We start from the raw sequence: 15561 nt of genomic DNA, 5'->3' as shown, positions 1-15561 counted from the left end.
CGCTCGCGGCGCAGGGAGGTCTCGGCGTCCAGTGCGGGTCCCCAGGTGGTGTGCACGGGGACGACGCTGGTGCTGAGGGGTCCCCCCGCAGAGGGGGCGGTCACGTCGTCCCGAGACCCCCAGCCGCCCGAGGCCCCGTCTGAGGTCCCGTCTGAGGGGCCTCAGCCCACGGGGAGGGCCGTGTCCTCCCAGCGGCGCGCGGCGGCGGCCAGCGCGTCGTCGTCGAGCTCGCCCCACAGCCGCAGGCGGCTCATGCCGCCGTCGGGGTGCGCCTCCAGGCGCACGTGCGTCACGGCCCGCCGGCGGGCCGCCTCGTCCAGCGCGATGACGTGGCGGGTGTCGGGCTGCGGGAGCAGGTCGAGCAGCACCGGCCACGACGACGGCTCGCCGAGGTCGCCCGCCCGCGCGTCGGCGCCGCGCAGCACCACCCGGCCCGGGGCGTTGCCGACGAAGCACGTCGTGTCGACCTCCACCCGGCGCAGCCGCCCCGCGCCGGCCAGCTCCAGGTCCACCCAGTCGTGGCCGCCGTCGCGGCGGCGGGCGTTCTCCCACCCGTCGGCCATCGTGGCGGCGCGCCCGGGGGCGAGGAGGTGGTCGGCGGAGCCGTAGAACTCGTTCGAGGAGCCCAGCACGCGCCCGCCGTTCTCCGTGGCGGCCAGGTCCACCGTGCCGGTGAGCAGCGCCGGGTCCGGCACCGGCCTGCCCCACACCCGCAGCCGCGCGACGCCGCCGTCGGGGTGGATGGTCAGCCGCACGTGCGACACCCGCCGGCCCGCCAGCTCGGGCGCCCCCTCGGGCACCACCGGCAGCGACGTCACCGCGTCACCCGTGAGCGGGGTCCGCGGCGAGAGCGGCCGCCAGACGTGCTCGGGCAGCTGCCACACGTCGTTCGGGCCGGGGAAGCCCTCCAGCCACGCCCCGTGGACGGTGGCGGCGGAGGGGAAGTTGCCCTTGAACCAGGCGGTGTCGACGTCGACGCGCTCCACCACGCCGGGCGCCGCCAGGCGCACCACCACCCAGTCGTCACCGACGGTGCGGCGCCGGCGGGTCTCCCAGCCGTCGTAGACCTTGCCCTTGGCGTCGTAGGCGTCGGGGTCGAACCGCGCCGGGTGCGGCAGCAGGAGGTTGGACGCCTCCGCGTAGAACTGGTCGTTGCACGTCACCACCACCCCACCGAGGACGCGGCTGGCGAGGTCGGTCAGGCTGCTCACGCCGGGCCATCTTCCACGACGCCGCCCGCCGCGTGCAGCAGCCCACCGCGCGGCCGCGCCCCGGCGTCGGCGCCGTCGACGCGCCGCCCGCGCAGCCACGTCGACCTCACCACCCCGCGCAGCCGCTGCCCGGCGTACGGGGTCACCTTGTTCCTGAACGCCAGCGACCCAGGCTCCACCAGCAGCTCCTCCTCGGGGGCGAGCACCGCCAGGTCGGCGTCCGCCCCCACCACGAGCGAGCCCTTGCGGCCCGCCAGGCCCACCCGCGCCGCGGGCCGGGCGGCCATCCAGCCGACCACGCGCTCCAGGGGCACCCCGCGCTCGCGCGCGGCCGTCCACACCACCGGCAGGCCCAGCTGCACGCTGGCGATGCCGCCCCACGCGGCGAGGAAGTCCCCGGTGCCCCCGTCCTCCTGGAGCAGCTTGAGGTCGGGCGTGCAGGGCGAGTGGTCGGAGACCACCGAGTCGAGCACCCCCGCCTCCAGCGCCGCCCACAGGGCGTCCTGCGTCTGCGCCGAGCGCACCGGCGGACAGCACTTGAACTGGGTGGCGCCGTCGGGCACGGCCGCGGCGTCGAGGGTGAGGTAGTGCGGGCAGGTCTCCGCCGTCACGGGCAGGCCCTCGGCGCGGGCGGCCGCCACCAGCGGCAGCGCCGAGGCGCTGGCGAGGTGCACCACGTGCACCTGCGCACCGCCCGGGCCCAGCCCGCGCAGCTCGCGGGCAGCCGCGACGACGTCGGCCACGGCCGAGTCCTCCGCCGACGCCGGCCGGGAGGCGAGGAACAGCGCGAAGGACCGCGGGTCCGCCCCCTCGGCGACGCGGCGCGCCACCTGCTCCGCCGCCTCGTCCAGCACGTGCGGGTCCTCCGCGTGCACGAGCAGCCGCGACCCGAGCCGCGCCAGCTCCGCCAGGCCCTCGCGCAGCTGGGCGGGGCTGACGTGCTCGAACTCGTCCACGCCGGACGGCGTGGTGAAGCACTTGGCCCCGAACACCCCGCCCGCCACGAGCCCGGCCAGCTCCCGGGTGTTGCCGGGCACCACGCCGCCCCAGAACCCGACGTCCACGTGGACGGCCCCGCGCGCGGCGTCGTGCTTGACGCGCAGCGCGTCCGCCGTCGTCGTCGCCGGGACGGAGTTGAGCGGCATGTCGACCACCGTGGTGACCCCGCCGAGCGCGGCGGCGCGCGTGGCGGTGTCGAAGCCCTCCCAGGCGGTGCGGCCGGGCTCGTTGACGTGCACGTGCGTGTCGACGAGGCCCGGCAGCAGCACCTCGTCGTCGGCCAGCTCGAGCACCTGCCGCGCGGCCGGCAGGTCGCCCCGCCGGTCGAGGTCGACGACGACGGCGATGCGCCCGTCCCGCACTCCCAGCGCCGCTGCGCGCGTCCCGCCGGGCAGCACGGCGCGCTCCGCCAGGACGAGGAGGTCCAGCCCGCTCGACGGTCCCATCAGCCGACCCTCCTGCTCGCCAGCGCCCGCAGCGCCGCCTCGTCCGTCCCCGTCCGCCGCGCGCTGGTGGCCAGGTCCTGCGCCCCCACGACGTCGGCGCGGACCAGCAGCCGGGCCATCGCCTGCGCGGTGGCGGGCTCGTCGGCCACGCCCGCCGCGGCGTCGTCCCCGGCGGCGGCCCTGGCGGCGGTCGCGGCCACCCACGCCGCCAGCCGGCGCTCGGCGTCGGGCAGCGCGGCCCGGGCGTGCACGAGGTTGGCCAGGTGCCGCGTCACGAGGTGCCCCGGGTGCAGGTCCCACCCCTGCGCGAGCCCGCGCTCCAGCTGGCGGGTGACGAGCCGGGCGTGCAGCGCCCAGGCCGCGTGCACCTGGGCGGTGTCGGAGCCGTCGGCACCGCCGGTGGGCAGCACGTTGGTGGAGCCGTCGCTGACCGCCACGCCCGTGCCCGCCGCGGCGAGCTGCAGCACGGCCTTGGCGTGGTCGGCCAGGGGGTGCTCGAGGCTCTGGTGCGCCGGCGGGACGCCGCAGGCGGCGGAGAAGTCGTAGGTGCCGTAGTGCAGGCCCGTCAGCCGCCCCCGCGCCGCCTCGCGGCAGCGGGCCACCGCGGCGCGCCCGTCCGGTGAGACCACCAGCGCCGGCACCTCCACCTGCACCTCGACCCGCACCCAGCCCCCGGGCAGGCCGTGCGCGGCCTCGAGCGCGTCGAGCGCGTCGGCCAGCGCGCCCACCTGCAGCGGGTCGCTGACCTTGGCCAGGGTCACGAGCAGGTGGTCGGGCAGCGCGCCCAGCTCCACCTCGGGGGCGTCGGCGCCGCGCTCGGCGGTGGCGACCACCGCGGCCACCACGCGCGCGAGCGTCCGCAGCGCGCGGCGCCGGGTGCTCGCATCGAAGGACCGCACCCTCACCCCCGCGGTGCCCGGCGCCACCTGCTGGCGCACCCGCCGCCCGGCGACCCGCGCCAGCGAGGCGCCCGCGGCGTCCGCGTGGGCGTCCTCCTCGGCGTCCCCGCGGCGCCCCGGGCCTCCCGACGGACCCCCGGGGAGGCCGTAGCCGTCCTCCAGGTCCAGGCGCAGGTCGGCCACCGGCCGCGTGCGCAGCAGCTCGAGCAGCCGCTCGCGGTCGTCGTCGTCGACGTCGAGCCCCGTGGCGGCGGCCAGGGCCGCGGTGCCGGGGGCGTGGCGGGCGAGCAGTCCGAGGGCCCGGCGGCCCCACTGCTCGGGCGTGCCGTCGTCCCCGGCGTCGGCGGGCACGTACACCGTGTGCACCGGCTGGGGCTGGGGCAGCTGGACGGGCTCGGCCGCCAGCGCCGCGTCGACGCCCGCGAGCTGGTCGTCGAGGGAGCGCGCGAGCGCGTCGAGGTCGAGGCTCACCGGCGGGTGATCGTCCCCTCGATGAGGCCGTAGGGCCTGTCGTCGGCGTGGTAGACCGCGTTCGGGTTGTCCAGGCCGAAGCGCGAGAGGTCCTGCAGGAAGTGGTGCTTGTTGGGCAGCGACAGCGTCACCCCGGCCAGCTCGGGGCGGGCGTCGAGGACGGCGGAGCCCATGGCGTGCAGCGTCTGCTGCAGGGCCAGGGAGTGGTGCCCCCCGAAGGCCTCCAGCAGCGCAGCGAGCGCCCCGGCCTTCACGGCCGCGTGGTCGGCGCTCTCGGCGGCGCCGGTGGCGTAGCGCCAGCGGGCGGTGACCTGCGTGGCCAGCAGCCGCTCGTCGGTCTCGGCGAGGGTGGTGAAGCGCTCCTTGACGAACCCGTGGTACTCGGAGTCCGTGGTCTTGAGCACCACGAGCTCGTCGACGCCACCGGACAGCTGCGCCTCGCCGTCGCGCGGCAGCTCCAGCTCGGCCACCACCACGTGCGAACCGGCCCGCGAGAAGGCGTGCCCGCCGCCGAGCGCGCTCCACGGGTACTGCTCGACCTCCACGCGCGCGACGTCGGCGGAGGGGCACGCGGACAGCAGCTGGCGGGCCACGGCCAGCGCGAACGCCTCCGGCTCGCCCACCCCGGTCTCGCGGGCCAGGCCGAACACGGTGTTCTTCTGGGCGTCGGTGGTGAGCACGCGGGAGTTGTCGCCGTCGGTGTAGGCCGGGCCGAAGTCGCCGCGCAGCGCGGTGGTGACGTTGAGGTCGCGGACGACGTGCTGCGGCTCGGACCTGTCGACGTGCACGACGCGCACCTCGGCCTTGCCGTACTGGTTCCAGGACAGCTCGTGGCTCTGCTCGTGGCTCATGGGGGTGGTTCAGCTCCCGCGGTAGGTGGTGTAGCCGAAGGGCGACAGCAGCAGCGGCACGTGCAGCCGCTGGGTCCCCTCGGGGACGACGACGACCACGCCGACCTCCGGGAAGAACCCGCTGCGCCCCGAGGTGTCGAACAGCAGGCGGTAGGTGCCGGGGTCGGGGTCGTCGTGCAGGAGCGCGGCGCGCCCGTCGTCGTCGGTCACGGCGGTGACCAGCGGCGTCCAGGCGTCGGTGCCGTCGACGGCCCGCAGCGACAGCAAGACCGGGACGCCCCCGGCGGGTGCGCCGGAGGCGGTGTCCAGGACGTGCGTGCTCAACCCCACGCGGCGGAGGCTATCCGCGCTTCAGGCCGCCAGGGCGGCCTGGAGCCGAAGCAGTGCGATCTGCCGCAGCTGGTCGCCGGCCACCTCCAGCTCGGTGGCGGCGTCGTTGCCCAGCCGCGCGTCGAGGGCGGTGAGGACCTCCTCCTGGGAGAGCCCGGCCGCCCGGACGAGGAAGACGTGCCCGAAGCGCGCCTCGTAGGCGGCGTTGCCGGCGGCCAGGCGCTCGGTGGTCTCGGCGTCCCGCGCCACCCCTGACTGCTCCAGGCGCGACATGCGCTCGTGGGCGCTGTCGCCGGTGGGGCGCTCCCCGATGCGCGGGTGGGTCTGCAGCGCCGCGAGCACGGCCTCGGGCGGCAGGGCGCGGGCGGCGGCGTCGGCCTGCTCCAGCAGCGCCTCGACGTCGGCGTAGGGGGCCCCGTCCAGCACGCTGGCCACCCACAGCGGGCTGTCGAGGCACGCGGCGAGCGCGGAGGCCTCGTCCCCGGCGGGCGGGGTGCGGCCGAGCAGGACGTCCAGGAGCGGCATGCCGCGAGGCTAGGGCTTGAGAGGATGGCCCCGTGCTGCGCCGGCTGCTCCTCACCCTGGTGGTGCTGGCGGTGCTCGCGGGAGGCGCCGCGGTGGCGGCGCCCGCGGTGGACGGCGCGGCGCGGGCGGCGGCCCAGGAGCGGGTCGCGGCGGACGTCACCGGCGCCACCGGGGCCACCGGCGGCGTGGACGTGCGGGTGGAGGGCGGCTGGTTCCTCCCGCAGGCCCTGCGGGGCCGCTACGACGACGTGCGCGTGGTGGCCCGCGGGGTCCCCGCGGCCGGCCTGCGCCTGGAGCAGGTCGACGCTCGCCTGTCCGGCGTCCACCTGCCGCTGTCGCAGGTGCTGGGAGGGAGCGTGCAGCGGGTCGAGGTGGACCGGGCGACGTCCACGGCGCTGCTGGCCTACCCGGTCCTCGACGAGGTGCTGGGCCAGCGCGACCTGCCGCTCTCGGTGGCCCCCGAGGGCGGGGACCTGCGCGTCACGGGCACCACCCGGCTGCTCGGCCAGGACGTGTCCCTGTCGGCCGCGGTGGACCTGACCGCCGACGGCGGAGGTCTGCGGGCGGTCCCCCGGCAGCTGCTCTCGGGGAGCGCGCTGGTCGACCGCCTGTCACGCTCGGTGCTCAGCGGTCTGCGCGACCAGCTGGCCTTCGAGGTCCCGCTGGGCGAGCTGCCGTTCTCGCAGCAGGTCACGGGCGTGCGGGTCGGCGCCGAGGGTCTGCTGGTCTCCACCAGCGGCGAGTCCATCGTTGTCGGATCGTGACTCTGGGCGACCACTTCTGACAGGTTCCGTTCATGTGAAACGGGTAACAAGGGACTGTGACGACTGATCCGATGCGTCTCGGCCCGCGTGCAGCCGCGCTGCGCGGGACCGGCGAGCACCGCGAGGCCGCTGCCGCGTGGCTCGCCGTGCGGTGGCCCCTGCTCGCCGGCGCCGCGCTGCTCGGGGTCCTGCTCGACCTGCTCCTGGGCGGCCCGCTCACGACCGTCGCCGACGTCCGCCTGCACGCCTGGATGGCGGCGCGCCCCCACACCGGGCCCGACCTGGTCCTCGCGCACGTCCTCGACCACACCGGTCAGCGGTGGCTGGTCACGCCGGTCGTGGTGGCCGCGGCCCTGTGGGCGTGCCGCCGCCTGCGCAGCTGGTCCTCGCTGTGGATGGTGCTCGGCACGATCTTCGCGATGAACGTGGTCATCGCCGCCGCCAAGTTCTCCCTGGCCCGCGGCCTGGCCATCACGGGCGACCCGCAGCTGTTCGTGCCCGGCGGCCAGGCCTTCCCCTCGGGCCACGCGGCCAACGCCGCCTCGGCGGCGGCGCTCGTCGTCGTCCTCGTCGCCCGCGCCCGCGGCACCCGCGTCCGCAGGTCCACGGCGCTGGTGTGCGTGGCCGTGCCCAGCGCCGTCATGACGCTGGTGTCGCTGTACCTGGGCTTCCACTGGTTCAGCGACCTGCTCGCCGGGACGCTGCTCGGCGTCCTCGTGGTGCGCGCCGGCGTGGCGGTGGAGGGCTGGCTCGGCCCGCGCCTGCGCCGCCGCCGCCCCGGCGCCTCCCCGCTGCACGCCGTGCGGACGCAGCAGACCCGTTCGAGGCCGACCTCCCCGAGGCCGAGCCCGCTCGGCTAGCGTCAGCCCGTGCTGCTGACCCCGCACGAGACCGAGCGCCTGATGCTCAGCTACGCCGCCGACCTGGCGCGGCGGCGGCGTGAGCGCGGGCTGAGGCTCAACCACCCCGAGGCCGTCGCCGTCATCACCTCCTTCCTCCTGGAGGGGGCGCGCGACGGGCGCACCGTGGCCGACCTCATGTCGGCCGGGCGCGGCGTGCTGACCCGCGAGGACGTCATGGACGGCGTCCCGGAGATGCTCCACGAGGTGCAGGTCGAGGCGACGTTCCCCGACGGCACCAAGCTCGTCACCGTCCACGAGCCGATCCCGTGACCGGCTGGCACCCCGGCCAGGTGCTCGTCGACGAGCACGCCGACCCCGTCACCACGCTGCCCGGCGCGCCGCGCACCGCGCTCGTCGTCGTCAACACCGGCGACCGCCCGGTGCAGGTGGGCTCGCACTTCCACTTCGCCCAGGCCAACACCGCCCTCTCGTTCGACAGGACCGCGGCGCACGGGCTCCGGCTCGACGTGGCCGCCGGCACCGCCGTCCGGTTCGAACCCGGGGTCGAGCGCGAGGTGTCGCTCGTGCCGATCGCCGGGGCTCGCGTGGTGCCCGGCCTGACCACGCCCGCCCCCGGGAGGCTCTGATGGTCGACCTCTCGCGCGAGCGCTACGCCGCGCTGTTCGGGCCCACCACGGGCGACCGCATCCGGCTCGCCGACACCGACCTGCTCATCAGGGTGGAGGAGGACCGCTGCGGCGGCCCCGGCCGCTCGGGCGAGGAGGCGGTCTTCGGCGGCGGCAAGGTCATCCGCGAGTCGATGGGCATGGCCCGCACCACCCGCGCCGAGGGCGCGCTCGACACCGTCATCACCGGCGCCGTGGTGCTCGACCACTGGGGGGTCGTCAAGGCCGACGTCGGCATCCGCGACGGGCGGGTCGTGGCGCTCGGCAAGGCCGGCAACCCCGACACCATGGACGGGGTCCACCCCGACCTCGTCATCGGCCCGTCCACCGAGGTCATCGCCGGGAACGGCAAGATCCTCACCGCCGGGGCCGTCGACTCCCACGTGCACTTCATCTGCCCGCAGATCGTGCCCGAGGCCCTCGGCAACGGGATCACCACGCTGGTGGGCGGCGGCACCGGTCCGGCGGAGGGCACCAAGGCCACCACCGTCACGCCGGCGTGGCACACCCCGCTCATGCTCGAGGCGATGGACGGCTGGCCCGTCAACGTGGCGCTGCTCGGCAAGGGCAACACCACCTCGGCGGCGGCGATCGAGGAGCAGCTGCTGGCGGGCGCCTCGGGGTTGAAGCTCCACGAGGACTGGGGCTCCACCCCGGCCGTCATCGACGCCGCGCTGCGCGCCGCGGACGAGCACGGCATCCAGGTGGCGCTGCACTCCGACACCCTCAACGAGGCCGGGTTCGTGGAGTCGACGCTGTCGGCGATCGCCGGGCGGGGCATCCACGCGTACCACACCGAGGGCGCCGGGGGCGGTCACGCGCCGGACATCATCACGGTGGCCTCGCACGCGAACGTGCTGCCCAGCTCCACCAACCCGACGCGGCCGCACACCGTCAACACCATCGACGAGCACCTCGACATGCTCATGGTCTGCCACCACCTGAGCCCGCGGATCCCGGAGGACCTGGCCTTCGCCGAGAGCCGGATCCGCCCCAGCACCATCGCCGCCGAGGACGTCCTGCACGACCTCGGCGCCATCTCGATGATCGGCTCGGACTCCCAGGCGATGGGCCGCATCGGCGAGGTGGTGCTGCGCACCTGGCAGACCGCGCACGCCATGAAGGTGCGCCGCGGCGCGCTCGCCGGTGACCCGAGCGGCCCCGACGGCGACGACAACCTGCGCGCCCGCCGCTACGTGGCCAAGACGACCATCTGCCCGGCCATCGCCCACGGCCTGGACGGCGAGGTCGGCTCGGTGGAGCCGGGCAAGCTGGCCGACCTCGTGCTGTGGGACCCCGCGTTCTTCGGCGTCCGCCCGCACGTGGTGCTCAAGGGCGGCTTCATCGCCTGGGCCGCCATGGGGGACGCCAACGCCTCGATCCCCACGCCGCAGCCGCAGCTGCCCCGGCCCATGTTCGGGGCCGCGGTGCCGGTGGCCGCGGCCACGTCGGTGCACTTCGTGGCGCCCACGGCGCTCGAGCACGACCTCGCCGACCGCCTGCGCGTGCAGCGCCGGCTCGTGGCCGTCAAGGACGTGCGGAGGCTGACCAAGGCCGACATGCCGGAGAACGGCGCGCTGCCGCGCATCGAGGTCGACCCCGACACCTTCACCGTGCGGGTCGACGGCGACGTCATCGAGGAGTCCCCCGCGGCGGTGCTCCCCATGGCGCAGCGGTACTTCCTGTTCTGATGACGGCGGCGTCACTGCTCGCGCTCGCCGACTCCCGCCTGCCCGCCGGGGGGCACGCCCACTCCGCCGGGACCGAGCAGGCGGTGCTGGACGGGTACGTCCGCGACGAGGCCTCCCTCGCCACGCTGCTGCGCCGCCGCCTGCTCACCGCGGGGGTCGTCGCGGCGCACCTCGCCGCCGCCGCCTGCGCCGCACCGCAGACCGGCGCGCTGCGCGCGCTCGACGGCGAGGCGGAGGTCCGGCTGCCAGCGCCCGCGGCCCGTGAGGCGTCCCGCGCACAGGGCCGCGGCCTGGTCCGCGTGGCGTCCGTGGCGTGGCCGAGCGCGGCGTGGGCGGCGCTGCGGGAGGTCGCGCGAGCGCCGCACCACCCCCTCGCGGTCGGGGTGGCCGCCGCCGCGGCCGGCGGCTCCCCCCGCGACGCCGCCCTCGTGGCGCTGTACCTCACCGGCACCGCCCCGGCCACGGCCGCCGCGCGGCTGCTGGGCCTCGACCCGGTCACCGTCGCCGCGGTGCTCGCGGGCCTGGGGCCCCTGCAGGACGCCCTCGCCGGCGAGGCCGCCGACGCGGTGGCCCGCGGCCAGGAGCCGCCGTCGGAGTCCGACCCCCTGACCGACCTCCTGGTGACCCGGCACGCGCCGCGCCAGGACAAGCTCTTCGCCTCCTGAAAGGACGACCCGTGCACCCGCAGGACCCGCAGCCGACCGGCGCCGAGCGCACCCCCGACCTCGACCACACCCCGGCGCAGCCGGACGTCGACGCGCACCTGCGCTTCACCGAGCCCCCGCACACGCACCCCGCGCCGCAGGACAGGTACGGCAACCCGCTCCCCCACCAGGACCACGACGACGACGCCCACGCCCGGGCGCACGCGGCGGGGGTCCCCCACACCCACGCGCCCGTCGCCACCCCTCGCCGCTCGCCGTCCGCGCCGCTGCGCATCGGCATCGGCGGCCCCGTCGGGTCGGGCAAGACCGCGCTGGTGGCGGCCCTGTGCCGCGCGCTGGGCCCGGAGGGCGCCGGCCTGGACATGGCGGTGGTGACCAACGACATCTACACCACCGAGGACGGCGACTTCCTCGTCCGCCACGGCGTGCTGCCCGCCGAGCGGATCACCGCGGTGCAGACCGGCGCGTGCCCGCACACCGCCATCCGCGACGACATCGCCATGAACCTCGACGCGGTCGAGGAGCTCGAGGACAGCTTCCACCCCGACGTCGTGCTCGTGGAGTCCGGCGGCGACAACCTCACCGCCACCTTCAGCTACGGCCTGGTGGACGCGCAGATCTTCGTGGTGGACGTCGCGGGCGGCGACAAGGTGCCCCGCAAGGGCGGTCCGGGCGTGATCACCTCCGACCTCCTCGTCATCAACAAGACCGACCTGGCCCCCCTCGTCGGCGCCGACCTGGGGGTCATGGACAGGGACGCCTCCGCGCTGCGCGGCGAGCGCCCGGTGGCGTTCACGAGCCTGCGCGAGGACCCGGGCGCCACCCCCGTGGCCGCGTGGGTGCGGCAGCTGCTGGCGCAGCGGCGCGAGCTCGCCGCCGCGTCAGCCGGCTGACGGTGCTCACCCGGGTCGAGCTGGTCGCCGCGCCCGGCCCCGGCGGGGGCGCGCGGCTGACCACCAACCGCGCGGAGGGCATCCTCAACGCGCGTCGCACGGGACCGGCCGAGGTGCACCTCGTGGGGACGGGCGCCGGCCCGCTGGGCGGGGACGCGGTGGAGGTCGACGTCGTCGTCGAGCGCGGGGCGCGGCTGTCGCTGCGCGGCGTCGCGGCCACCCTGTCGATGCCGGACCGCTCCGGGCGCCCGGCGCGCCTCGACCTGCGCCTGCGCGTGGCGGAGGGCGGGCACCTCGACGTCGCCCTGGAGCCGCTCGTGGCGGTGCGCGGCAGCGACCTGCACGCGGTCACGACCGTCGACGTCGAGCAGGGCGGAGCGCTCGACCTCACCGAGGTGGTCGTGCTCGGCCGGTGGCGCGAGGCCCCCGGCCGCTGGCGCGGCACGCTGCGGGCGGACCTCGCCGGCGCCCCGTGGCTGCGGCAGTCCGTGGCCCTGGGGCCGGGTGCGCCGAGCTGGGACGCGCTCGACGCCCCGCGCGTGCTCGTCAGCCGGCTGCGCTCCCCCGCCGCCCTGGCCGCCCTGGCCGCCCCCGTCGGCCCGTCCGGCCCGGCGACGACGACGGGGCCCGCCGGGCGCACCGCGGGCTGCGCCGCGGCGCTGCCGCTGTCCGGTGGGGGCGAGCTGGCGCAGGCCCTCGGGCCCGACCTGCTCGCCGCCCGGCGCGACCTGGCCGCGCTCGACGGGAGCGGATCCGGCACGGCGAGGTTTCGGTCGACCGAAACCCGTGGCACGCTGACCGGGTGACGACGACCGCGGCCACCTCGAGCACCCGCGGCCCCGCTCCGGAGCGCAAGCTCCTGCACCTGCTCGGACCGGCCTTCGTCGCGGCCGTCGCCTACGTCGACCCCGGCAACGTCGCCGCCAACCTCACCGCCGGCGCCCAGTACGGCTACCTGCTGCTGTGGGTGCTCGTGGTGGCCAACGCGATGGCCGTGCTCGTGCAGTACCTGTCCGCCAAGCTCGGCGTGGTGACCGGGCGCACCGTGCCCGAGCACCTGCGCGACCGGCTCGGCCCGCGCGGACGGCTGGCGTTCTTCAGCCAGGCGCAGGCCGTGGCGATCGCGACCGACGTCGCCGAGGTGATCGGCGGGGCGGTGGCGCTGGGCCTGCTGTTCGGGCTGCCGCTGTGGCTCGGCGGCGTCATCACCGGGGTGGTCTCCACGGCGGTGCTGGCGCTCAACAGCGCCGACGGCGTGCGCCGCTTCGAGGCGGTGATCATCACCCTGCTGGGCGTCATCGCGGTGGGCTTCCTCGCCGGGCTCGTGGTGGCGCCCCCGGACGCCGCCGAGGCGGCCGCCGGGCTGGTGCCACGCTTCGACGGCCCGGACACGGTGCTCCTGGCCGCCAGCATGCTCGGCGCCACGGTCATGCCGCACGCGATCTACCTGCACTCCGGCCTGGCGCGGGACCACCACGGCGGCGCCGTCGAGCCGTCCCGGGTCCCCCGCGTGCTGCGCGCCACCCGCACCGACGTCGTCGCGGCGCTCGTGCTGGCGGGCGTGGTCAACATCGCCATGCTGCTGCTCGCCGCCACCTCGCTGCGCGGCGTGGCCGGCACCGACACCCTCGAGGGCGCGCACGCCGCCGTGGTGGACGCCCTGGGACCGGCCGTCGGCCTGTTCTTCGCCGTCGGGCTGCTCGCCTCGGGCCTGGCGTCGACCTCGGTGGGCTCCCAGGCCGGCGCCGTCATCTGGGGGACCCTGCGGCGCCGGGTGCCGCCGCTCCTGGTGCGGCGCGTGCTCACGCTGGTCCCGGCGCTGGCGGTGCTGCTCGCGGGCGTCGACCCGACGCAGGCGCTGGTGCTGAGCCAGGTGGTGCTGAGCTTCGGCATCCCGTTCGTCCTGGTCCCCCTGCTGCGGCTGACCTCCAGCCGCGCGGTGATGGGCGAGCACGCCAACACCCCCCTCGTGCGGGCGCTGGCCCTGCTCGCGGTGGCCGCCGTCGTGGTCCTCAACGTCGTGCTGCTGGTGCTGACCTTCGCCGGCTGAGGTGGCCGCGGGTGATCGGGTCGCTCCCCCGGGGGCCGCGTCGTAGCGTCGAAGGGGTGACGCACAGTGATCACGGAAGGCTCGCCGGTGCCGCCCGCGCCGTGCTCGAGCACCTCCCCGGCAGGTCGCCGGCCGGGGGCGGCCAGGCCTCGCCCGTCCAGCAGACCGTGACGCTGACGGCGTCCGCCGTCGACGTCCTCACCGCCCTGGAGGACCCCGGCACCCTCAGCCGGCTCCTGGGCGAGCTGGGGTCCGTACAGGCGCGGGGCGCCGGCCAGCGGTGGACGTTCGCCGGCGGCGAGGGGCACGACGGCCTGGTCTGGGACACCGCGCTGGCGCGCCGCGAGGACGGCCTGCGCTACGAGGGGCCCACCGGCGGCTCGACGAGCAGCATCGACGTCACCACCTCCCCCGCCCCCCGCGACCACGGCACCGAGGTCCGGGCGGTGGCCGACCTCCCCCTGCCGCGGGCGGCCGCCGGCGCCGCCGCGTTCACGCTGCTGTACCGGCTGCGGGCGCTCCTGGTCACCGGTGAGGTCCCGACGCTGCGGCCGCAGCCCTCCGCCCGCGACGAGAGGGGCTGAGGATGCGCGCCCTGGTCTGGAACGGCGTCAACGACCTCGCGGTCGCCGACGTGCCCGAGCCGACGGTCGTCAACCCCCACGACGTGCTGCTGCGCGTCAGGCAGACGACGACGTGCGGCTCCGACCTGCACTTCATCGACGGCTACCTGCCCGGCATGCGCGCCGGGGACGTCTTCGGCCACGAGTTCATGGGCGAGGTCGTCGCCACCGGCCCGGAGGTCCGGCGGGTGGGGACCGGCGACCGCGTGGTCGTCCCGAGCTTCATCTCGTGCGGCGCGTGCTGGTACTGCACCCACGAGATGCCGTCGCTGTGCGACACCACCAACCCGAACGCCGCCGTGCAGCAGCCGGTGCTCGGCTACCCGAGCGGCGGCATCTACGGCTACACGCACCCCTTCGGCGGGTACGCCGGCAGCCACGCCGAGTACGTCCGGGTGCCGTTCGGCGACGTCAACTGCTTCACCGTGCCCGACGGCGTCAGCGACACCCAGGCGCTGTTCGCCTCCGACGCCGCCCCCACGGCGTGGACCGGAGCCGACTTCTGCGACATCTCCCGCGGGGACGTGGTGGCCGTCTTCGGGGCGGGCGCGGTGGGCCTCATGGCCGCCGCGGCGGCGCGGCTCATGGGCGCCGCGCGGGTCGTCGTCGTCGACAGGCTCCCCGACCGGCTCGCGCTGGCCCGCGAGCACCTGGGCGCCGAGACCATCGACTACTCCACCACCGACAGCGTGCAGGAGGCCCTGCGCGAGACCACCGGCGGACGCGGGCCCGACAGCGTCATCGAGGCGGTCGGCATGGAGGGCCACGGCACGGGCGTGCAGCAGGTGGTCGACAGGGTCAAGCAGGCGGTGCGCGTGGAGACCGACAGGGCCACCCCGCTGCGCGAGGCGCTGCTGGCCTGCCGCAAGGGCGGCGTGGTCTCGGTGCTCGGCGTGTACGGGCTGACGGACTCCTTCCCCATGGGCGTGGTGACCAACAAGGGGCTGACGCTGCGCTCGGCGCAGCAGCACGGGCAGCGGTACGTGCCCCGGTTGCTCGACCACCTGCAGCGCGGTGAACTCGACACGTCGTGGCTGGCCACGCACCACATGCCCCTGGAGGACGCCGTGCACGGGTACCAGATCTTCAAGGACAAGCAGGACGGCTGCCTGCGCGCGGTGTTCCACCCGTGAGGCTGCGCGAGGTCCCGCTGGTCCCGCGCCCCGGGGGCAGCCCGGAGCTGCGGGGCGTGCTGGGGGTGCCCGACCGGGACCGCCACGGCGACGGGCCGTGGCCGGGCGTGGTGGTGGTGCACGAGGCGTTCGGCGTGGACGACGTCATGCGCCGGCAGGTCGAGCGCCTCGCCGACGCCGGGTACGTGGTGCTCATGCCCGACCTGTTCTCCGCCGGTGGTGCCCGGAAGTGCCTCACGGCCACCTTCCGCGCCCTGGCCGCGGGGCACGGCAGGGCCTTCGAGGACGTCGAGGCCGCCCGGGCCCAGCTGGTGGCGCTCGCCGAGTGCACCGGGCGGGTCGGCGTCATCGGGTTCTGCATGGGCGGGGCGTTCGCGCTGCAGCTGGCGAGCCCGTCGCGCCCGGGAGGTGACTACGCCGCCTCGTCCGTCAACTACGGGCAGCTGCCCCGCGACGACGCCGAGCTCGACGCGCTGCTGGCC

The 15561-nt window shown here is 76.5% G+C and carries 18 protein-coding genes; 12 read left to right on the top strand and 6 right to left on the bottom strand.

The genetic code is table 11. The annotated features are described in order from the left end of the window. Positions 1-161: 161 nt before the first annotated feature. From alc to uraD, 6 genes are read right to left on the bottom strand one after another with little or no spacing between them, the layout of a single operon-like run. Entirely contained in the window at positions 162-1211 is a 1050-nt protein-coding gene (gene alc / locus FHN55_RS18025; protein WP_139713721.1) for an allantoicase, read from the bottom strand. Continuing rightward, positions 1208-2656 carry an allantoinase AllB gene (allB, locus tag FHN55_RS18020; RefSeq protein WP_139713720.1) on the bottom strand — a complete coding sequence of 483 codons (1449 nt, stop codon included), beginning with the start codon at positions 2654-2656 and terminating at the stop codon, positions 1208-1210. The genes alc and allB overlap by 4 nt, the downstream gene beginning before the upstream one ends. Continuing rightward, positions 2656-4026: a DUF6986 family protein gene (locus tag FHN55_RS18015; protein WP_139713719.1), complete on the bottom strand. Its 1371-nt coding sequence runs from the start codon at positions 4024-4026 to the stop codon at positions 2656-2658. Before FHN55_RS18015 ends, allB begins: the two co-directional genes overlap by 1 nt. After that, on the bottom strand, positions 4023-4877 hold the full coding sequence (pucL, locus tag FHN55_RS18010) for a factor-independent urate hydroxylase (RefSeq protein WP_139713718.1): 855 nt from the start codon (positions 4875-4877) through the stop codon (positions 4023-4025). Before pucL ends, FHN55_RS18015 begins: the two co-directional genes overlap by 4 nt. Positions 4878-4886: 9 nt before the next feature. Continuing rightward, complete coding sequence (gene uraH / locus FHN55_RS18005) at positions 4887-5207, bottom strand: hydroxyisourate hydrolase (RefSeq protein WP_139713717.1); 321 nt, start codon at positions 5205-5207, stop codon at positions 4887-4889. Positions 5208-5228: 21 nt separating this feature from the next. Continuing rightward, positions 5229-5732 carry a 2-oxo-4-hydroxy-4-carboxy-5-ureidoimidazoline decarboxylase gene (gene uraD, locus FHN55_RS18000; RefSeq protein WP_139713716.1) on the bottom strand — a complete coding sequence of 168 codons (504 nt, stop codon included), beginning with the start codon at positions 5730-5732 and terminating at the stop codon, positions 5229-5231. A gap of 32 nt (positions 5733-5764) precedes the next feature. On the opposite strand from uraD, the gene FHN55_RS17995 reads away from it, so the two are divergent. From FHN55_RS17995 to FHN55_RS17940, 12 genes are all read left to right on the top strand, one after another. Further along, positions 5765-6496 (top strand): DUF2993 domain-containing protein, encoded by a 732-nt coding sequence (locus tag FHN55_RS17995; protein ID WP_139713715.1) that lies wholly within the window; start codon positions 5765-5767, stop codon positions 6494-6496. A 71-nt stretch (positions 6497-6567) separates the two neighbouring features. Further along, on the top strand, positions 6568-7356 hold the full coding sequence (locus FHN55_RS17990) for a phosphatase PAP2 family protein (protein WP_218974807.1): 789 nt from the start codon (positions 6568-6570) through the stop codon (positions 7354-7356). 9 nt (positions 7357-7365) lie between these two features. After that, entirely contained in the window at positions 7366-7668 is a 303-nt protein-coding gene (locus tag FHN55_RS17985) for an urease subunit gamma (RefSeq protein WP_139713713.1), read from the top strand. Next, on the top strand, positions 7665-7985 hold the full coding sequence (locus FHN55_RS17980; protein ID WP_218974806.1) for an urease subunit beta: 321 nt from the start codon (positions 7665-7667) through the stop codon (positions 7983-7985). The genes FHN55_RS17985 and FHN55_RS17980 overlap by 4 nt, the downstream gene beginning before the upstream one ends. Then, positions 7985-9715: an urease subunit alpha gene (locus FHN55_RS17975; RefSeq protein WP_139713712.1), complete on the top strand. Its 1731-nt coding sequence runs from the start codon at positions 7985-7987 to the stop codon at positions 9713-9715. Before FHN55_RS17980 ends, FHN55_RS17975 begins: the two co-directional genes overlap by 1 nt. Beyond that, complete coding sequence (locus tag FHN55_RS17970) at positions 9715-10380, top strand: urease accessory protein UreF (RefSeq protein ID WP_139713711.1); 666 nt, start codon at positions 9715-9717, stop codon at positions 10378-10380. Before FHN55_RS17975 ends, FHN55_RS17970 begins: the two co-directional genes overlap by 1 nt. 11 nt (positions 10381-10391) lie before the next feature. Further along, positions 10392-11273 carry an urease accessory protein UreG gene (gene ureG, locus FHN55_RS17965; RefSeq protein ID WP_257571113.1) on the top strand — a complete coding sequence of 294 codons (882 nt, stop codon included), beginning with the start codon at positions 10392-10394 and terminating at the stop codon, positions 11271-11273. 2 nt (positions 11274-11275) lie between these two features. Beyond that, positions 11276-12079: an urease accessory protein UreD gene (locus FHN55_RS17960; RefSeq protein WP_180357932.1), complete on the top strand. Its 804-nt coding sequence runs from the start codon at positions 11276-11278 to the stop codon at positions 12077-12079. After that, positions 12076-13323: an Nramp family divalent metal transporter gene (locus FHN55_RS17955; protein WP_139713709.1), complete on the top strand. Its 1248-nt coding sequence runs from the start codon at positions 12076-12078 to the stop codon at positions 13321-13323. The genes FHN55_RS17960 and FHN55_RS17955 overlap by 4 nt, the downstream gene beginning before the upstream one ends. A gap of 56 nt (positions 13324-13379) precedes the next feature. Further along, positions 13380-13907, top strand: a complete 528-nt coding sequence (locus tag FHN55_RS17950) for a hypothetical protein (RefSeq protein ID WP_139713708.1) — start codon at positions 13380-13382, stop codon at positions 13905-13907. Positions 13908-13909: 2 nt separating this feature from the next. Then, entirely contained in the window at positions 13910-15079 is a 1170-nt protein-coding gene (locus FHN55_RS17945; RefSeq protein WP_139713707.1) for a zinc-dependent alcohol dehydrogenase, read from the top strand. Then, on the top strand, positions 15076-15561 hold a 486-nt coding region (locus FHN55_RS17940; RefSeq protein ID WP_180357931.1), incomplete at its 3' end, for a dienelactone hydrolase family protein. The genes FHN55_RS17945 and FHN55_RS17940, both read left to right, overlap by 4 nt.

The sequence above is a fragment of the Streptomyces sp. NP160 genome (assembly GCF_006335115.1).
Taxonomy (GTDB): domain Bacteria; phylum Actinomycetota; class Actinomycetes; order Actinomycetales; family Quadrisphaeraceae; genus Quadrisphaera.
Note: the sequence above shows the minus strand (reverse complement) of the source record. Positions and strands in the feature narration are given on the sequence as shown.

What these genes read in the sequence shown, in the direction of transcription:
- FHN55_RS17975 (WP_139713712.1), top strand. Translation starts at nt 7,985, where the DNA reads ATGGTCGACCTCTCGCGCGAGCGCTACGCCGCGCTGTTCGGGCCCACC.
- allB (WP_139713720.1), bottom strand. Translation starts at nt 2,656, where the DNA reads ATGGGACCGTCGAGCGGGCTGGACCTCCTCGTCCTGGCGGAGCGCGCC.
- FHN55_RS17990 (WP_218974807.1), top strand. Translation starts at nt 6,568, where the DNA reads ATGCGTCTCGGCCCGCGTGCAGCCGCGCTGCGCGGGACCGGCGAGCAC.
- pucL (WP_139713718.1), bottom strand. Translation starts at nt 4,877, where the DNA reads ATGAGCCACGAGCAGAGCCACGAGCTGTCCTGGAACCAGTACGGCAAG.
- FHN55_RS17970 (WP_139713711.1), top strand. Translation starts at nt 9,715, where the DNA reads ATGACGGCGGCGTCACTGCTCGCGCTCGCCGACTCCCGCCTGCCCGCC.
- FHN55_RS17945 (WP_139713707.1), top strand. Translation starts at nt 13,910, where the DNA reads ATGCGCGCCCTGGTCTGGAACGGCGTCAACGACCTCGCGGTCGCCGAC.
- uraD (WP_139713716.1), bottom strand. Translation starts at nt 5,732, where the DNA reads ATGCCGCTCCTGGACGTCCTGCTCGGCCGCACCCCGCCCGCCGGGGAC.